The organism is Chryseobacterium sp. SSA4.19, assembly GCF_022601875.1.
Classification (GTDB): domain Bacteria; phylum Bacteroidota; class Bacteroidia; order Flavobacteriales; family Weeksellaceae; genus Chryseobacterium.
In genome coordinates this window covers 135,660-151,827 of record NZ_JAKVIP010000008.1, presented here as the reverse complement: position 1 = coordinate 151,827, position 16,168 = coordinate 135,660, and the positions used below count along the sequence as shown (strand labels likewise).

Below are 16,168 nucleotides of genomic sequence, written 5' to 3'. Positions count from 1 at the left end.
AGCCGCTCCACATTTTTAGGGCGGCTTTTTTTCATTTAAGTTGTTGATTGTTAAGTTTTATTTAAACTATTAAACTTGATTTTCATATTTCGCCAAAATACCTTAATTTTGCAAGAAAGTAAAGATGTCTATTCATAACAAAATTGTAGAGACAGCCATCACTTTCGATGACGTGCTTCTAGTTCCTTCTTATTCTGAAGTTTTACCTAACCAGGTTTCATTAAAATCAAGACTTACCGACAAAATTACGCTGAATGTTCCGATTGTTTCCGCTGCAATGGATACCGTTACAGAAGCTGAGCTGGCTATTGCCTTGGCAAGAGTCGGAGGTCTGGGTTTTATCCATAAAAATATGACCATTGAAGAACAGGCTGCACAGGTCAACCGCGTAAAACGTTCTGAAAACGGAATGATTTCAGATCCTGTTACGCTTTCAAAAGATCATACGCTGGCTGAAGCCAAAGAAACGATGGCGAAATATAAAATCTCCGGGCTTCCTGTAGTGGATGCTGAAAATACGCTGATCGGGATTATTACAAACAGGGATGTAAAATATCAGGAAAACCTTGATATGAAAGTGGAAGAGATCATGACGAAAGAAAATCTGATTACTTCTGATAAAAATACGAATCTGGAAAAAGCCAAGGAAATTCTCCTTAAAAGCAGGATTGAAAAGCTTCCTATTGTTGATGAAAATAATAAGCTGGTCGGTCTGATTACGATTAAAGATATCGACAATCAACTGGAGTATCCAAATGCAAACAAAGACGAAAACGGCCGCCTGATTGTTGGAGCAGGTGTTGGAGTTGGTGAAGATACATTGGAGCGAATTGAAGCTTTGGTGAAAGCGGGTGTGGATATCATCGGTATTGATTCTGCACACGGACATTCTAAGGGCGTACTGGATAAAATTGCTGAAATCAGGAATAATTATCCTGACTTGGATATCGTAGGAGGAAATATTGTAACGGCAGAAGCTGCTGAAGACCTGATTAAGGCCGGTGCAAATGTGCTTAAAGTAGGTGTTGGTCCGGGTTCTATCTGTACAACAAGAGTCGTGGCCGGAGTTGGTGTTCCTCAACTATCCGCTATCTATAACGTATATGAATATGCATCAACTAAAAATGTTACTGTTATTGCTGATGGAGGCATTAAGCTTTCCGGAGATATCGTAAAAGCCATTGCCAGCGGAGCTGGAGCTGTTATGCTGGGTTCGCTTTTAGCAGGAACAGATGAAGCGCCGGGTGAAGAAATTATCTTCCAGGGAAGGAAATTTAAAACCTATCAGGGAATGGGAAGTCTTTCGGCAATGAAGAGAGGAGGAAAAGAAAGATATTTCCAGAGTGAAGCCAAAAAATTCGTTCCGGAAGGGATTGAAGGAAGGGTACCGAGCAAAGGATCATTGGAAGAGGTAATTTTCCAGCTGACAGGAGGTTTGAGAGCAGGAATGGGGTATTGTGGAGCCAAAGATATCGAAGCTTTACAGAAAGATACCAAGATGGTGATGATTACAGGAAGCGGATTGAAAGAATCTCATCCTCATGATGTGATTATTACACAGGAAGCTCCGAATTATTCTTTATAAAACATAATTTAGCTATAAAAATTAAGAAGACTGCCTAACTTGGGCAGTCTTTCTTATATTAAATGATATGATCTAAATAAAGACCATATTCTATTTTCATTTAATGAATTTACTTGTGCAGATTATCTTTAAAATCATCAATCCTGTAATCTGTCAGGGCATTTCCTTTTTCAATTTTCTCTTTAGAATAAAGGCGGAAATCATTCTCTGTCTTTTCTAAAAGATAATCATAAGGTCCAACATGAGAGATTAGTTTTACCAAGACCGGAGAAATTTCCAGGCAGATGAAAAGTCCCATAATGAATGCTGCTGCTAAGCCGATAATGGGTGAATTTTTCCCCAGTTCATCCAGTGCCTGTAACCTTGCTGCAAATCCGTTGAATTTGTCTTCAAAGGTTTCTGAAGACTTTCTTTCTGTTTCCAGATTCGTGTAGACTTTTGAAATTTCTTTATCTAAATACGTCAGTCTGGGTGTCATTTGTTTCTGATAATTCTCAAGGTCCTGGCGCCTTTGCTCTTTCAGCTCCTGTTTACGTTTGGCATTCGGTCCGAAACCTTCTTTACCGCTTGTTAGCCCGGACTGTTTTCCTAAAATTTCTTTTTCGAGTTCTACTGATGCGGAATCATACGATTTCTGGTATTGAACGATTTTATCGGAAATCTGCTTTTTTTCTGTCTCGAAGGGACCGCTCTGTTGAAGTATTCTTCCGCTCATCTCGCCCTGAAGCTGTTTTTTATTTCTTTGAATAATCGTATTCAGCTGCTTATTCACTTCTTTTTCAAAAATTTTAAGCTCCAATGGTTTGGAAATAATGATTCCTAAAAAAGTAGCAAGAATCAGTCTCGGCACTGCCATCAGGATCTGGTTCCACCAGGTTCCTGTTTTTTTAATGGAAGAAACAATATACCGGTCGAGATTGAAAATCATTAATCCCCATAAGACGCCGAATCCGATGGCTGTCCAGATTTCGTCAAAAACCGTATACATGGCATATCCTGCAGAAAGGGTTGCAAAAACAGCTGTGAAAAGTACAATTCCCCCTATTCCCGCAAATTTATTCCATTCACTGGGTGTTTTTTTTAAAATATGGATGTTTCCCCCGGAACACACCATGAGGAACTGCTGAAACCAATTTATTTGATGATTGGTCTGATTTATAGTTTGTTGTTTGTTTTTCATAATAGAAAATTTATACAAATGTACTATTAAAAATCATACCAATGCAAAAGATAGTATTATGTTTAACCAAGTATATTTCTTGTAGTGATCATTAAATTGAGAATCAATAAATTAAATTTATTGTTGAAAAAAATCTTATCTTTAAATATCAATCAAAAAATGAATTATGAAAAATCTATTAAAACTTTCAGCGGTTTGCCTGACATTAACACTTTTTTCTTGTAATAAAGAGAAAACCATCGAAGATGAACTTAAAGAAGCAGCGGCAGGAATGAACAAACTCACTCCGCAGGTAATGAATGAAGGCATGCGTCTTGACAGTGTTTCGGCACAGCCAGGAAAAATTTTCAAGTATAATTATACTTTAACAGATGACGCAAAAGAAAATTTCACTCCTGAGGAAATCGAAGCTTTTAAGAAGCAGGCAAAGGATGGGGCTCTAAAAGTGGTGAAAACGTCTGCAGATATTAAGGAATTCCGTGACAATGATGTCACTATGGTCTATTCTTATTATGATAAAAACGGAAAACCAACCATGGATTTTAAGATTACTCCCGCAGAGTACAAATAATAAATTCAATATAATCCGGATTATTTCAAACGATCCGGATTTTGTTTTAAATAACTTTCCCAGCCGGTATATGATTTTGTATCGGAGATTGTACCGGAATTGAAATGATGACATACTGCGACTGCAAGACCGTCAGAGGCATCAAGGTATTTTGTCGGAAACTCTTTAAGCTTTAAAAGGTTTTGCAGCATTCCCGCAACCTGTTCCTTACTCGCATTTCCATTGCCTGTAATGGCCATCTTTATCTTTTTCGGTGAATATTCTGTGATCGGAATATTTCGGTAAAGGCTTGCCGCCATGGCAACCCCCTGAGCACGGCCTAATTTCAGCATACTCTGAACGTTTTTGCCGTAGAACGGAGCTTCGAGCGCTACCTCATCAGGATGAAATTCATCAATCAGCGCTAACGTTTTATCAAAAATATATTTCAGTTTGGTTTCGTGGTTAGGATATTTCTTAAGGATCAGCTCATGAATGGAAATCATCTCCATATTCCCTTTTTTAACGGAAATCAGCCCAAAGCCCATAATGGTGGTTCCCGGATCGATTCCTAAAATAATCTTCTCTGCAATCATTGGGTCAAAGATAAGGCTTTCGGAATTTCTTCTGACAGAAATTCCACATATAAAAAGTAAAATATTTTGATATATAAGAAAATTATGTATAGATTTGCTAGGTATAAAAAATCAGTTTTGAAAAAGAACAGTCTGTATAAAGGAACACTTCAGAACATTATTCTGAAGTTGCTGGTCAAAGAAGTGAAAATGTATGGGTATCAGATTACCCAACGTGCAAAAGAACTTACCAAAGGTGAGCTGGAAATGACTGAAGGCGCGCTGTATCCGCTTCTTCATAAACTGGAAGCAGAAGGAATAATTACTTCAGAAATCCAAAAAATAAGCGGAAGAGACCGTAAATATTACCTTTTAACGGAAAAAGGAAAAAAGCAGCAAATTGAACAGGAACAGGAAATGCAAAACTATTTATTTAATCTAAATACTATTTTTAATATATGATTACCCAAGACCAGGAAGTTCAAGTCGCAGCTTATCTCAGTCCAAGGACATTGTATCATGATCTGTATGTTTTTCTTTTTGTATGCTGTTATTGTTCAGCTTCAGATCATATATCTCAAAGCAAAGAAAATTAATGTTTTACTCTAAATAATAATCATCTGAAATCTTCATATAAAATGATAACCAAAGAGCAGGAACAGCAGATCATCGATTATTTAATCCTCCACAAGCTTCCCGTAGATATTCTGCTGGAGATAAAAGACCATATGACTTCTCAGGTGTCGGATATTCAGATGTCTGAAAATATAAGTTTTGATCAGGCTTTTTTAAAAACGCAGAAGTTATGGGAAAGTGAGTTTAAAATGACACATTATTCTCTTTTCTTCAGTGAAGAGATTCCTATGATTGTCAAAAAAATAGTAAAAGAGAAATATAATGCTATTCTTAAAAGAGCCTTATTGTTTGGGATACTTTCTTTTGGAATTCATTTATTACTCATTTTTCTGTCCGCAGATCAGGAAATGTACAGTGACCTTTTCAGGCTGTATAATTCGTGTTTTGTTCTTATACCATTTCTGCTCTGGACATTTAATGCGAAAATGCGAAAATATGTAAAGCGTAATTTTAAGTACAAAGGACGTCTTTTCTATACCGTTTATCAGTATAACTTAGGATTATTTATAGTATGTGTCAATGTCATGTTCCAGGTTATCTTACATGAGAATTATTATGCTTTCAACTTTTTCAGAACAGAACATCAGGTAGCACTATTTCCATTATTGATTGCACTTCTTGTTCCTTTTATTCTACACGTCATGATCATTTTTGTACTTATTAATTTTTTCGAGCATAAGAAATCATTATATAAAATGCAGGGTTTTCTTAATCTGCCGGCAGAATAATATCCGTTGATTATAACGGAATCAGATCGCAAAACCAGAAAGCATATTCTCCTTCTTCATCGCCTTCATTTAATTTCGGTTTTGGATATGTTTTCTTAACGATCTCTCCAGTTGTAAACCGGACCGGACTTTTAAAAATTGGGCCGTTAAAAGTAAAGGTATGAAATTCCCCGTTTTCTCCGCAGGGATCAACATTTTCAGGTAAATCTTTAATGAAATCCCGATCAATAATCCGTCCGGCAAAACTTTTGTCCAGATATGTTTCATTCACACAGGTAACAATGGTTTTAAAACCCAAATCCAGAAATTCATTGATGAGGTCGGCCGTGTTTTTCTTCCATAATGGAAAAACGGCTTGCATGCCGATAGATTGCAGTTGTTCTTCACGGTATTGCCGTAAATCTTCCAGGAAAATATCACCAAAGACTGAATGGGTAACGCCTTGAGACTGTATTTCATTCATTGTCCGGATCATAATGTCCGTATAATCTTCCATGGACGGCTCTGCCGGAATTTCCATTTTAATTAAATTTAAACCTAAATATTCTGCCTGTTTTTCTAATAATGGAACAGGGACGCCATGCATTGAAATTCTCTGGAATTCTTTATTGATGGTCGTTAATAAAGAGATGATTTCAAAGTGGTCTTCCTTTAAGATTTTATACAAGGCAAGTGCAGAATCTTTTCCGCTGCTCCAGTTGAAGATGGCTTTCGGTTTCATATTGTACGGTTAAATATTAAAAATCCGGCACAGTCAAAACTATACCGGATTTTGTAAATATCTTGAAATAATTATTTTAAATGTACATTTTTTTCTTCCTCCTTTGCTTTATCCAAAGCTTTTCTTACCCCTTGTACAGAATTTTCGTAATTGTTGTCTTTCCATTTTTTCAACACTTCATTTTTCATATTCATATCAGAAAGAATAAGACTTTGGTCGTTTAAATTGACAAGACTTGTATTTAAAAGGACATGAGCCATTTTTCCGGTTTCAATCATTCCGTAATAAGAAATCATGAAGCCGTAATGTACATCTGTTACCAATAGCTCATCTACATTGTATTTCTTTTTAAAATTGCTGTAATCATAGCGGGAATATTTTTTTCCTTCGGCCTTTGGTCCTTCAAACTTAGGAGCTGTTTTTGCATCAAATGTCTCATCAATGATTACGACTTCTTTTCCTTTTGATTTTAATATCTCCGTATATAAGCTGATTAGTTCTTCTTTAGGCTTAATTTGTTCTCTAATTACGTTTAGTCCTTCCTGGTATTTATCTCCCGAAGTAACGGCCATATCCAGAAGTCCCTGAGAGCCTTCTTTGTATTTTGCAGGAGGTCCGGCATTAACTAAAATACCTACTTTAGATGGTTGATTCCAATATTCCGGAGCCAAAGCAACTTTTGGAAGGCAACTTGTTAATAATATAAATGCCGCAAATACAAGAAATACTTTTTTCATAAATAATATAATTTTTGCGCGAAATTATAAAAAATTCGAGATAAATAAGCCTTTAAAAATTAAGTTTTATAAATAATAAACCTCAAAGAGAATCCTTGAGGTTTAATTTGTGATAGTTAAAATGTTTAGCCGGTATTTTATGGCTCATACAAGACTACATATTTCTTCTGTATTTTCCGCCTACTTCAAACAAAGCATTGGTAATCTGTCCAAGCGAACAGTATTTCACGGCATCCATCATGACATTAAATAAGTTCTGCTGATTAATGGCGGCATGCTGTAAGGTTTTTAAAGCTTCTTCAGATTTATCATGGTTGGATTTCTGGAAGTTATGGAGCATCTCGATCTGAACCTGCTTTTCTTCCTCCGTCGAACGGATGACTTCACCCGGACGAACCGTTGGCGAGCCGTCTTTCCCTAAGAATGTATTTACTCCGATGATCGGATACTCTCCGGTATGTTTCAGCCATTCGTAATGCATGGATTCCTCCTGGATTTTTGAACGTTGATACATTGTTTCCATAGCACCTAAAACACCGCCTCTTTCCGTAATTCTGTCGAATTCTGTATAGACTGCTTCTTCAACTAAATCCGTCAGTTCTTCAATAATAAATGATCCCTGAAGCGGATTTTCATTTTTCGCCAATCCTAATTCTTTGTTGATAATCAACTGGATGGCCATTGCTCTCCTTACAGACTGCTCAGTCGGCGTGGTAATTGCCTCGTCATACGCGTTCGTATGAAGTGAATTACAGTTGTCGTAAATAGCATATAGTGCCTGTAAAGTCGTTCTGATATCATTGAAATCAATTTCCTGAGCATGAAGGGAACGCCCTGAAGTCTGGATGTGGTATTTCAACATCTGGCTTCTTTCGTCGGCTCCGTATTTCAGCTTCATAGCTTTGGCCCAGATTCTTCTGGCCACACGTCCGATCACTGAATATTCAGGGTCGATCCCGTTGGAGAAGAAGAACGATAAGTTCGGTGCAAAATCATTGATTTCCATTCCTCTGGACAAATAATATTCCACATATGTGAAACCGTTTGCCAAAGTAAAGGCCAGCTGGGAAACCGGATTGGCACCTGCTTCCGCAATATGATATCCTGAAATAGAAACCGAATAGAAGTTTCTTACTTTTTCTGTAATGAAATATTCCTGAACGTCACCCATTAGTCTCAAGGCAAATTCGGTTGAGAAAATACAGGTATTCTGAGCCTGATCTTCTTTTAGAATATCTGCCTGAACCGTTCCTCGAACCGTTGCAATTGTTTTCGCTTTGATTTCAGCATATACATCCACAGGGATTACCTCGTCTCCTGTAATTCCCAATAATTGCAGACCCAGACCATTGTTAGACGGCGGAAGTTCTCCATTGTATTTTGGCCTCGCCAGTCCCTTGTCATCAAATTTTGCTTTTAAAACCTCTTCAACTTTAGCTTCCAATCCGTTTTCTGCAATATATTTTTCAACATTCTGGTCGATGGCTGCATTCATGAAGAAAGCAAGCAGCATTGGTGCAGGACCGTTGATCGTCATGGAAACAGAAGTCATGGCGTTCACCAAATCAAATCCGGAATACAGTTTTTTTGCATCATCAAGAGTTGCAATAGAAACCCCTGCATTTCCGATTTTCCCATAAATATCAGGCGGCAGGGCAGGATCCTGACCATACAAAGTCACGGAGTCAAATGCAGTAGACAGACGTTTCGCGGCCATTTCCGCAGACACATAATGGAACCTTCTGTTGGTTCTTTCCGGGCCTCCTTCTCCCGCAAACATTCTTGTCGGATCTTCTCCCGTTCTTTTGAAAGGATAAATTCCTGCAGTGTAAGGAAATCCTCCGGGAAGGTTTTCCTGGCCTTTCCATTTGATCAGGTCACCCCAATCGGTATATTTCGGTAAAGATATTTTCGGAATTCTTAAATGAGATAAAGATTCTGTTGAGGTTTCTACTTTGATTTCTTTTCCACGAACGAAATAAGAATAAAATTCAGCTTTAAAAGCCTCTTTTGTGCTGTCCCAATTTTTCAGGAAGTCAATGTTTTCCTGCTGAAGCTCTTTTTCGGCTTTCTGATATTCGGCATCTAAAGTTTCATTGGAAAGAAAGCTTTTAACGCCTTCAATATGATACATTTTCCTTGCTAATTCAGCCTGTTTTTCAATATTCGCATCATAAATTCTGTTGTTTTCAACAATCTCAGAAAGATAACGCACTCTTTTGGGAGGGATAATTGTCACTTCATCTGTAATTTCCTGTTCAACAAAGCCCTGCAAGTTTAAATCAGTAAATTTTTCATTGACTTTTGCAACCAGCCTGTTGTATAACTCTGTTGTTCCGTGATCGTTGAACTGGGAAGCTTTTGTAGCATATACCGGCATATTATCCAACGGGCTTTCCCATAACAGATGGTTTCTCTGGAACTGTTTTCTTACGGCTTGAAGGGCATCAAGAGCGCCTCTTTTATCAGATTTATTTAAAGCCACCAGATCTGCATAATCCAACATGTCGATTTTTTCCAGCTGCGTAGAAGCTCCGTATTCAGGTGTCATCACGTACATGGAGACATCGGCAAAATCAGAAACCTCCGAACCAGATTGTCCGATACCCGAAGTCTCCAAAATAATTACATCCGGATGAGCCAGTTTCAACACATTTAATGCTGAATGAATGAATGGTGAAACCGAAACATTATTTTCTCTGGTTGCCATCGAGCGCATATAGACTCTAGGGTCATTAATGGCATTCATACGGATTCTGTCGCCCAAAAGCGCGCCTCCGGTTTTCTTTTTGGAAGGATCAATGGAAATAATGGCAATCTTTTTCTCCGGATTTGAACGGATAAAGCGTCTGACCAATTCGTCAGTTAAGGATGATTTTCCCGCCCCACCAGTACCTGTAATCCCAATGATTGGAATATTTAAATCTTTTGATTTTTCATCAATGGCTTTTACCAGTTCTGGTTTTTCTTCTGAAAAGTTTTCCACAGCAGAAATAACTTTGGCGATGCTGGTAGAATTTTCAAAACTGATTGAATCTAGATCTTCAGCTGTCACTTCTTTCCCGGTTGGAAAATCCGACCTTTTTACCAGGTCATCAATCATTCCCTGGAGACCAAGCTCACGGCCGTCATCCGGAGAATAAATCCTGTCGATTCCATAAGACATGATATCTTCGATTTCTTCAGGCAGAATGACACCGCCGCCGCCGCCGAAAATTTTAATCTGCGGAGAGTTTTTTTCTCTTAAAAGGTCGTAGATGTATTTAAAGTATTCGTTGTGGCCGCCTTGGTATGACGTCAGGGCAATGGCATTGGCATCTTCCTGTATGGCGGTATTCACCACTTCTTCTGCCGATTTATCGTGACCGAGGTGGATGACTTCACATCCCGTTCCCTGGATCACACGGCGCATAATATTAATCGCTGCATCGTGGCCGTCAAATAATGAGGCTGCTGTAACGATTCTTACTTTATTTATTGGAGTATATTTTTGGGTTTCCATAAAAAATCTAGAAAATTTCTGAATTTCCAAATATAATAATAAAATAACAACCGATGCTTGGAGTTTAAATTGTTGAATTTTAGAGATTTAAATTTAAAACACTCAGGGTAATCGTGTCACTCAAAGGCTATAAAGCAAAATTAGTAATGATTCATTTCAAATTGACTGATCTTTGGCTTCTCAAATTAAAAATCTCTATTTTTGCATCCTTATTTATATTCGATATGAAAAAGGCACTTTTATATTTTGCATTAGGGACAGTTGTAAGTTTTCTGATTAATTATTTCTTTTACAGTTCAGAAAGTATCGGGCTCGATCTATATTATGCAATTGCTTTTGGTTTTGCCTGGGGAATGGCATATTACTTGGATACCCCGAATTTCACATTGCCCCAGAAACTGGGGTTGTCTTTTCTGGGAATGGCAATTCTGGTTGTCCTTGGAGCTTTTATGTTCACCCTTGAACTTGCAATTCCCTCCATTCTGAAATTCTCGACGGTTTTTGTGGCTTATTATCTGATTGCCAGCTTTAGGGCCAGTAAAACGCTCCGTCGCTAATTTTCCACAAAAAGGTAATCTGTTATTTAGCTTTTCAGCAAGCCAGTGCCTCTAATATCATAGAAGACTTATGAGCGGCTTCCTGAAAAATTATTTTAAAATTTTCTGAATTTCTTTTGTTGTATACTATTCGTTTTTTATAGGAGGCACATTCTGAATGATATAGGATAAATAATCAATTCAGATATTAAAAACAAAATATGTTTTTGCATTCTGAAAATAATTCGTACCTTTGCACACCCTTTTAGGGGGAAATTATGTTTAATCTTTAACTAAAACGTGTGAATACATTAAGTTACAAAACTGTTTCAGCGAACAAAGCTACTGCTAATAAAGAATGGGTTGTGGTAGACGCTGAAGGACAGCCGTTAGGAAGACTAGCTTCTACGGTTGCAAAGATTTTGAGAGGTAAGCACAAAACAAACTTTACACCTCACGTAGATTGTGGTGATAATGTAATTGTTTTGAACGCTGGGAAAGTTACCCTTTCCGGAAATAAGTGGGACGACAAGACATACATCTGGCATACAGGTTATCCTGGAGGACAGAAGTCTATGACTGCGGCTGAACTTCAAAAGAAAGATTCTCTAAAAGTATTGGAAAAATCCGTAAAAGGAATGCTTCCGAAGAACAGATTAGGATCTGCATTGCTGAAGAACCTTTATTTATATGAAGGAACTGAGCACAAGCATGAAGCTCAACAGCCTAAAACAATTAATGTTAACGAATTTAAATAATTAATATGTCTACAGTTCACAAAATCGGAAGAAGAAAAACTTCTGTAGCAAGAGTTTATGTAAAGCCAGGTTCTGGTAACATTACAGTAAACGGAAAAGATGCTAAAGAATATTTCTCTACAGATGTAATGGTTTATAAATTGAACCAACCATTTATCCTTTCTGAAACTGTTGGTCAGTATGACGTTACCGTAAACGTATTCGGTGGTGGAAATACAGGTCAGGCAGAAGCAATCAGGTTAGGGATTTCAAGAGCTTTGTGCGAGATCAACGCAGAGTTCAGATTAGCATTGAAGCCTGCTGGTTTACTTACAAGAGACGCAAGAATGGTGGAAAGAAAGAAGCCAGGTCAGAAAAAAGCAAGAAAGAGATTCCAATTCTCAAAACGTTAAGAATTGCGATAAGCTTAAAGCAATATGCAATAAGCTTTTTGAAAAACTTATTAAAATTTTTAATTCGCTCAAAGCCTACGGCTTAATGCCTGAAGCTTAAAGCAACAATTGCCCGTTACGTTTAGCATCCAAACACTTCTCCCATCTAAAGAAGTTGTTGATTGTTTAAAAAACGGAAAGTAAACTAACAAAAACAGAAAACATGGCAAAAGCAAATGTAAAAGACCTTCTAGAGGCTGGTGTACACTTCGGTCACATGACCAGAAAGTGGAACCCAAATATGGCTCCATACATTTTTATGGAGAAAAACGGTATTCACATTGTAGACTTACATAAAACAGCAGTTAAATTGGATGAAGCGTGCAGCGCTTTGGAAAAATTAACTTCTGCAGGTAAAAAAGTTCTTTTCGTAGCAACTAAAAAGCAGGCGAAAGAAGTAGTTGCTAAGCATGCTGCTGAACTTAATATGCCTTATATTACAGAAAGATGGCCGGGTGGTATGTTAACGAACTTCGTTACAATCAGAAAGGCTGTAAAGAAAATGAACTCTATCGACAAAATGAAAAAAGACGGTACGTTCGAAACTTTATCTAAAAAAGAAAGATTACAGGTAGACAGACAAAGAGCTAACTTAGAGAAAAACTTAGGTTCTATCTCTGACATGGTTCGTCTTCCTTCTGCGATCTTCGTTGTAGATATCATGAGAGAACATATCGCGGTAACGGAAGCTAAGAAATTAGGTATTCCTGTTTTCGGAATTGTTGATACCAACTCTGACCCAAGAAAAGTAGACTTCGTTATCCCAGGAAACGATGATGCTTCCAAATCTATTGATATGATCTTAAATATTGTTTCAGATTCTATCAAAGAAGGTCAGTCTCAGAGAAAAGCTGATAAAGAAAAATCTAAAGAAGAAGGAGAAGTAGTATCTGCTGATAAAGATGCTGACTTTGACGGAGAATAATTAAGGTTTTGCTTACTATACAAAAACCACTGAATCAAATAAATGATTCAGTGGTTTTTATTTGAAAAAAGATCTTCATTATTTATTTCCATCAATTAACCTGGTTTGAAAGCGCTAAGCTGTAAGCACCGGTTACCAGTTTGGCCTTCTGGTATACCACACCACAGATCATCCCGGAGAAATTATAATTCTGATTTTTCGGAACCATTACGGCAGCCTTCTTATTTACTCCGATCGGGATTTTCTTAAAGTAATTGGTTCCGCTTACGGTCAGGACAATATTACAGCGGGATTTATTTTCTATGGTAACTGATGTTTTACCAGGGTCTGAAGAACCATTCAGTATATCTGTTAAAACGGCAGCTGTTTCCGATTTGTAAGTTTTTACCAAAGCCTGGTATTCTCTCTCTGTCTGCGCCGCAGGGGTTGTACTGCTGCCCGTATTTGAAACAGCAGGAATAACAGGAGTGGGTTTTCTTACAGGGTGGTATGTTGGTTTCTTAGGAGCTGTACTCCCGCAGCTGTTCAGAAATAACGCAATCATCACAGAAAAAGAAAATATTGTTTTCATGTACAAAGTATCTGGATGTAAATGTAATTATTTTTGCTTTTTGCAACAGCTTATTATTGTAACATTTATACATTCCTAAAATATATAAATGATAAAAGGATGTATATTTTACATCCTTAGTTATCACAATAAAGCTTTTATTCTAATTAATTCTAAACTTAATATAGGTAATTGTCTTCCCTTTTGCCGAGAATAATTCTTCATAATAGGTCCTGATATCTCGTAAATGAGGTGTATTCGGGTCGTATTCTAAAGCTCCGTAAATATCATGATGAGCTGTTATAATGTTATAACCTGCGCCCTGGAGGAATCCTAGTGTGTATCCGTGGAGGAATTCAGAATCTGTTTTGAGGTGAATGGTACCGCCCGGTTTCAGGAATTTTTTATAACGTTCCAGAAAGTCAGGATGGGTCAGTCTGTGTTTTGTTCGTTTGTATTTAATCTGCGGGTCAGGAAAAGTAATCCAGATTTCATCCACTTCATTTTCACCGAAGAAATGGTCAACCAGTTCAATCTGGCTTCTTAAAAATGCTACGTTTTTCATACCATTGTCTACCGCTTCTTTGGCTCCAAACCAGAATCTTGCTCCTTTGATATCAATGCCTATAAAGTTTTTCTCAGGAAAAGTTTTGGCAAGTCCTACGGAATATTCTCCTTTGCCACAGCCCAATTCCAGAACAATCGGGTTTTCATTTTTGAAGAAATCCGTTCTCCATTTTCCTTTAAGGTCAAAGCCGTTTAAAGCTTCTTCCCTTGTCGGCTGAATGACATTCGGCAGTATTTTGTTTTCTGCGAACCTTGCTAATTTATTTTTACCCATGAGAAATTTATAAAATCCTGCAAAAATAATGAAAAATTGTACAATTGCTCTGATTTTAAGTTTAAAATAGAGAATGCCAATACAGATTATTTTTTGGAAGAACTTCCCAAAGCTACCATTAAAGGTTTCTGGATTGTTTTTTGAGAAGCGTATTGTGCACCGCACACAATACTGGTAAACAGATAATCTCCTTTCTGCACAACAATTGAATTATCACCGTGAGAAGGGACCGGCAGCCTGTATTTTGTGGTTCCGATTCCCTCTATCCGGACTATGATATTACAGTCGGATTTATTTTCAATCATTACAATGCATTCTTTGGCATTAGGATCATTGTCAAAAAGGGAATTTAATATTTTTACGGTTTTATTTTTATGTTCTACCGGATTTTCGGCCATTAACATGTTAAATTCCGAAGCTTCCGTATCCGGGATAGCAGCAGCGGATTTTGATTCGGCAGACACTGTCGGTGCGACATAAACATTTTGAGGGTTACTCATAGTGTAAACCGCTGCAGATTGGCCGGTTTGTAATTCTTTCTGGTATCTTGCGATCTGTTTCTGCCTGATGATCGCATTCATTTCATCAAAAGAAATTTTTGTGGATGACCGTCTTTTCAGTAATGCCAGCCAGTCCTGCATCTGTCGCACTTTCTTATCTCCGGGCTGAGCATTCTTGATGTATTCTTTCATCATATCCATAACGCGGGGTTTCAATACTGATCTTCGGGGATCATCAGGATGCGCATCCCTTAAGAAAGCATTGATTTCGTAAATGTTTTTACTTTTTAAAATATTGCTGTAATCTTTCCCTTTTGACTGGGCTGAAAGGTCTATGAACAAAAGAACACCGAAAAATAAAAGAAGCTTTTTCATTTACTAAAATTAATTTAAATAAATAGTTCTCAAGCTTTATTGAGTCCAGGTTATCAATAGATAAGAATAATGATCAGGCAGAATATTTTTACTGCGGACCGTATTTTCCGATAAAAATACTACAATTTAAATAAATCTAAAATGGAGGCCCTGTTTCTGCCTTTATACATTCTGGTAAGATCAAAAGCAAACAGTTACTTCACCACTTCCTGAAGATGTGAGTTTCTTAATCGGCGCTGATAAATCGGCAGGTATTTTTCGATCGGAATTTTTACAGCTTCAAAATTACCAGCCATTATATAGGGTTCTATATTTTCGGAAGTATAAACGAACTGGATAAAATTGTCAATTAAATTTTCCGGAATCTTAAATTTTAAGAAATACTCTTTACCCAGATAGTTTTTAATTTGTGTGACAGAAGAATTCATTCTTTCATACGCCATGTAGCGCTGTTTTTTCTTTCTTTCCCCGGAAAGGATGTCATAAATACTCTCCAGGCTGAAAGTAAGTCCTCCGTCTCTTAATCCTGCAACCGGTAGCTGAGGAGGAGTACCGTCGCCTTTAGGTTCAGGTAAACCGATCACTTTTTTTATAGCCAATGCTTTATCTTCTTTTCTCAGGGCATTTACATCATATCTCAGGTTTCCTGTGGGTTTAAATCTGTTGATTACAATTTCCTGGATGTCATGATAAGCAATTTTAAGTTCAATTAAATTCTTCTGAGCGAGCATCTGCGGAGTAAGCTTAATATCTTTTCGGTCCGTAACAATAGAGGTAAAACGTACAATATCGCCGGCATCAGCAGGTAGGTTGAAATCGCCGTTAAAGTCACTCAGAACAGTTTTTTGAGTGGTAAGATTGGTAACATATACCTGATTAAGATATAAAACGGAGTTGTCTTTCAGAAAAACTTCTCCGGAGTAGAGCTGGGCGTTAATTTTTGCAAGAAAAACCAACAGCAATAGGGTAAATAGCTTCTTCATATACTTAAAGGCAAAATTACACACAATTGCATCAATTTACACCTGATTAATGAGC

17 protein-coding genes are annotated in these 16,168 nt (G+C 37.4%); 8 read left to right on the top strand and 9 right to left on the bottom strand.

Annotation, left to right across the window (positions count from 1 at the left end; all coding sequences use genetic code 11):
* Positions 1-124: 124 nt before the first annotated feature.
* Positions 125-1,585 carry an IMP dehydrogenase gene (gene guaB / locus MKJ01_RS07720; protein ID WP_241612955.1) on the top strand — a complete coding sequence of 487 codons (1,461 nt, stop codon included), beginning with the start codon at positions 125-127 and terminating at the stop codon, positions 1,583-1,585.
* Positions 1,586-1,694: 109 nt separating this feature from the next.
* Here the strand turns inward: guaB and MKJ01_RS07715 are convergent, their stop codons facing one another.
* Positions 1,695-2,765, bottom strand: a complete 1,071-nt coding sequence (locus tag MKJ01_RS07715; protein WP_241612958.1) for a DUF4407 domain-containing protein — start codon at positions 2,763-2,765, stop codon at positions 1,695-1,697.
* Between the two features lie 166 nt (positions 2,766-2,931).
* Between MKJ01_RS07715 and MKJ01_RS07710 the strand changes: the two genes are divergently transcribed.
* Complete coding sequence (locus MKJ01_RS07710; RefSeq protein WP_241612960.1) at positions 2,932-3,336, top strand: hypothetical protein; 405 nt, start codon at positions 2,932-2,934, stop codon at positions 3,334-3,336.
* A 20-nt stretch (positions 3,337-3,356) separates the two neighbouring features.
* Here MKJ01_RS07710 and ruvC read toward each other — a convergent pair whose 3' ends face one another.
* Positions 3,357-3,911, bottom strand: a complete 555-nt coding sequence (gene ruvC / locus MKJ01_RS07705; RefSeq protein WP_241612961.1) for a crossover junction endodeoxyribonuclease RuvC — start codon at positions 3,909-3,911, stop codon at positions 3,357-3,359.
* 84 nt (positions 3,912-3,995) lie between these two features.
* On the opposite strand from ruvC, the gene MKJ01_RS07700 reads away from it, so the two are divergent.
* Both MKJ01_RS07700 and MKJ01_RS07695 read left to right on the top strand, forming a co-directional pair.
* Positions 3,996-4,352, top strand: a complete 357-nt coding sequence (locus MKJ01_RS07700; protein WP_241632553.1) for a PadR family transcriptional regulator — start codon at positions 3,996-3,998, stop codon at positions 4,350-4,352.
* Positions 4,353-4,528: 176 nt separating this feature from the next.
* Positions 4,529-5,254, top strand: a complete 726-nt coding sequence (locus tag MKJ01_RS07695) for a hypothetical protein (protein WP_241612966.1) — start codon at positions 4,529-4,531, stop codon at positions 5,252-5,254.
* Positions 5,255-5,264: 10 nt separating this feature from the next.
* On the opposite strand, the gene MKJ01_RS07690 is transcribed toward MKJ01_RS07695, so the two are convergent.
* The 3 genes from MKJ01_RS07690 to MKJ01_RS07680 form a co-directional block, all read right to left on the bottom strand.
* Positions 5,265-5,975, bottom strand: a complete 711-nt coding sequence (locus tag MKJ01_RS07690; RefSeq protein WP_241612968.1) for a diphthine--ammonia ligase — start codon at positions 5,973-5,975, stop codon at positions 5,265-5,267.
* A gap of 71 nt (positions 5,976-6,046) precedes the next feature.
* On the bottom strand, positions 6,047-6,712 hold the full coding sequence (locus MKJ01_RS07685; protein ID WP_241612969.1) for a hypothetical protein: 666 nt from the start codon (positions 6,710-6,712) through the stop codon (positions 6,047-6,049).
* Between the two features lie 154 nt (positions 6,713-6,866).
* A complete protein-coding gene (locus MKJ01_RS07680; RefSeq protein ID WP_241612971.1) occupies positions 6,867-10,214 on the bottom strand; it encodes a methylmalonyl-CoA mutase family protein in 3,348 nt (1,115 codons plus the stop codon).
* A 224-nt stretch (positions 10,215-10,438) separates the two neighbouring features.
* Between MKJ01_RS07680 and MKJ01_RS07675 the strand changes: the two genes are divergently transcribed.
* The 4 genes from MKJ01_RS07675 to rpsB all read left to right on the top strand — a co-directional run bounded on the left by MKJ01_RS07675 (position 10,439) and on the right by rpsB (position 12,864).
* Positions 10,439-10,771: a hypothetical protein gene (locus MKJ01_RS07675; RefSeq protein ID WP_241612973.1), complete on the top strand. Its 333-nt coding sequence runs from the start codon at positions 10,439-10,441 to the stop codon at positions 10,769-10,771.
* A gap of 281 nt (positions 10,772-11,052) precedes the next feature.
* Complete coding sequence (rplM, locus tag MKJ01_RS07670) at positions 11,053-11,508, top strand: 50S ribosomal protein L13 (protein ID WP_027387549.1); 456 nt, start codon at positions 11,053-11,055, stop codon at positions 11,506-11,508.
* 5 nt (positions 11,509-11,513) lie between these two features.
* Positions 11,514-11,900 (top strand): 30S ribosomal protein S9, encoded by a 387-nt coding sequence (gene rpsI, locus MKJ01_RS07665; RefSeq protein ID WP_029295345.1) that lies wholly within the window; start codon positions 11,514-11,516, stop codon positions 11,898-11,900.
* A 202-nt stretch (positions 11,901-12,102) separates the two neighbouring features.
* Positions 12,103-12,864: a 30S ribosomal protein S2 gene (gene rpsB, locus MKJ01_RS07660; RefSeq protein WP_056217049.1), complete on the top strand. Its 762-nt coding sequence runs from the start codon at positions 12,103-12,105 to the stop codon at positions 12,862-12,864.
* Between the two features lie 91 nt (positions 12,865-12,955).
* On the opposite strand, the gene MKJ01_RS07655 is transcribed toward rpsB, so the two are convergent.
* From MKJ01_RS07655 to MKJ01_RS07640, 4 genes are all read right to left on the bottom strand, one after another.
* The gene (locus MKJ01_RS07655; RefSeq protein WP_241612975.1) at positions 12,956-13,435 is read right to left on the bottom strand and encodes a DUF6759 domain-containing protein; all 480 of its coding nucleotides are present in this window, start codon (positions 13,433-13,435) and stop codon (positions 12,956-12,958) included.
* A gap of 142 nt (positions 13,436-13,577) precedes the next feature.
* Entirely contained in the window at positions 13,578-14,255 is a 678-nt protein-coding gene (gene trmB, locus MKJ01_RS07650) for a tRNA (guanosine(46)-N7)-methyltransferase TrmB (protein ID WP_241612978.1), read from the bottom strand.
* Positions 14,256-14,341: 86 nt separating this feature from the next.
* Positions 14,342-15,130, bottom strand: a complete 789-nt coding sequence (locus tag MKJ01_RS07645; protein ID WP_241612980.1) for a DUF6759 domain-containing protein — start codon at positions 15,128-15,130, stop codon at positions 14,342-14,344.
* A gap of 194 nt (positions 15,131-15,324) precedes the next feature.
* The gene (locus MKJ01_RS07640; RefSeq protein ID WP_241612982.1) at positions 15,325-16,113 is read right to left on the bottom strand and encodes a hypothetical protein; all 789 of its coding nucleotides are present in this window, start codon (positions 16,111-16,113) and stop codon (positions 15,325-15,327) included.
* Positions 16,114-16,168: the final 55 nt, after the last annotated feature.

Excerpts from the sequence above, each read along its gene's own strand:
- guaB (WP_241612955.1), top strand. The coding sequence starts at position 125 with ATGTCTATTCATAACAAAATTGTAGAGACAGCCATCACTTTCGATGAC.
- MKJ01_RS07715 (WP_241612958.1), bottom strand. The coding sequence starts at position 2,765 with ATGAAAAACAAACAACAAACTATAAATCAGACCAATCATCAAATAAAT.
- MKJ01_RS07710 (WP_241612960.1), top strand. The coding sequence starts at position 2,932 with ATGAAAAATCTATTAAAACTTTCAGCGGTTTGCCTGACATTAACACTT.
- ruvC (WP_241612961.1), bottom strand. The coding sequence starts at position 3,911 with ATGATTGCAGAGAAGATTATTTTAGGAATCGATCCGGGAACCACCATT.
- MKJ01_RS07700 (WP_241632553.1), top strand. The coding sequence starts at position 3,996 with ATGTATAGATTTGCTAGGTATAAAAAATCAGTTTTGAAAAAGAACAGT.
- MKJ01_RS07695 (WP_241612966.1), top strand. The coding sequence starts at position 4,529 with ATGATAACCAAAGAGCAGGAACAGCAGATCATCGATTATTTAATCCTC.
- MKJ01_RS07690 (WP_241612968.1), bottom strand. The coding sequence starts at position 5,975 with ATGAAACCGAAAGCCATCTTCAACTGGAGCAGCGGAAAAGATTCTGCA.
- MKJ01_RS07685 (WP_241612969.1), bottom strand. The coding sequence starts at position 6,712 with ATGAAAAAAGTATTTCTTGTATTTGCGGCATTTATATTATTAACAAGT.
- MKJ01_RS07680 (WP_241612971.1), bottom strand. The coding sequence starts at position 10,214 with ATGGAAACCCAAAAATATACTCCAATAAATAAAGTAAGAATCGTTACA.
- MKJ01_RS07675 (WP_241612973.1), top strand. The coding sequence starts at position 10,439 with ATGAAAAAGGCACTTTTATATTTTGCATTAGGGACAGTTGTAAGTTTT.
- rpsI (WP_029295345.1), top strand. The coding sequence starts at position 11,514 with ATGTCTACAGTTCACAAAATCGGAAGAAGAAAAACTTCTGTAGCAAGA.
- rpsB (WP_056217049.1), top strand. The coding sequence starts at position 12,103 with ATGGCAAAAGCAAATGTAAAAGACCTTCTAGAGGCTGGTGTACACTTC.
- MKJ01_RS07655 (WP_241612975.1), bottom strand. The coding sequence starts at position 13,435 with ATGAAAACAATATTTTCTTTTTCTGTGATGATTGCGTTATTTCTGAAC.
- trmB (WP_241612978.1), bottom strand. The coding sequence starts at position 14,255 with ATGGGTAAAAATAAATTAGCAAGGTTCGCAGAAAACAAAATACTGCCG.
- MKJ01_RS07645 (WP_241612980.1), bottom strand. The coding sequence starts at position 15,130 with ATGAAAAAGCTTCTTTTATTTTTCGGTGTTCTTTTGTTCATAGACCTT.
- MKJ01_RS07640 (WP_241612982.1), bottom strand. The coding sequence starts at position 16,113 with ATGAAGAAGCTATTTACCCTATTGCTGTTGGTTTTTCTTGCAAAAATT.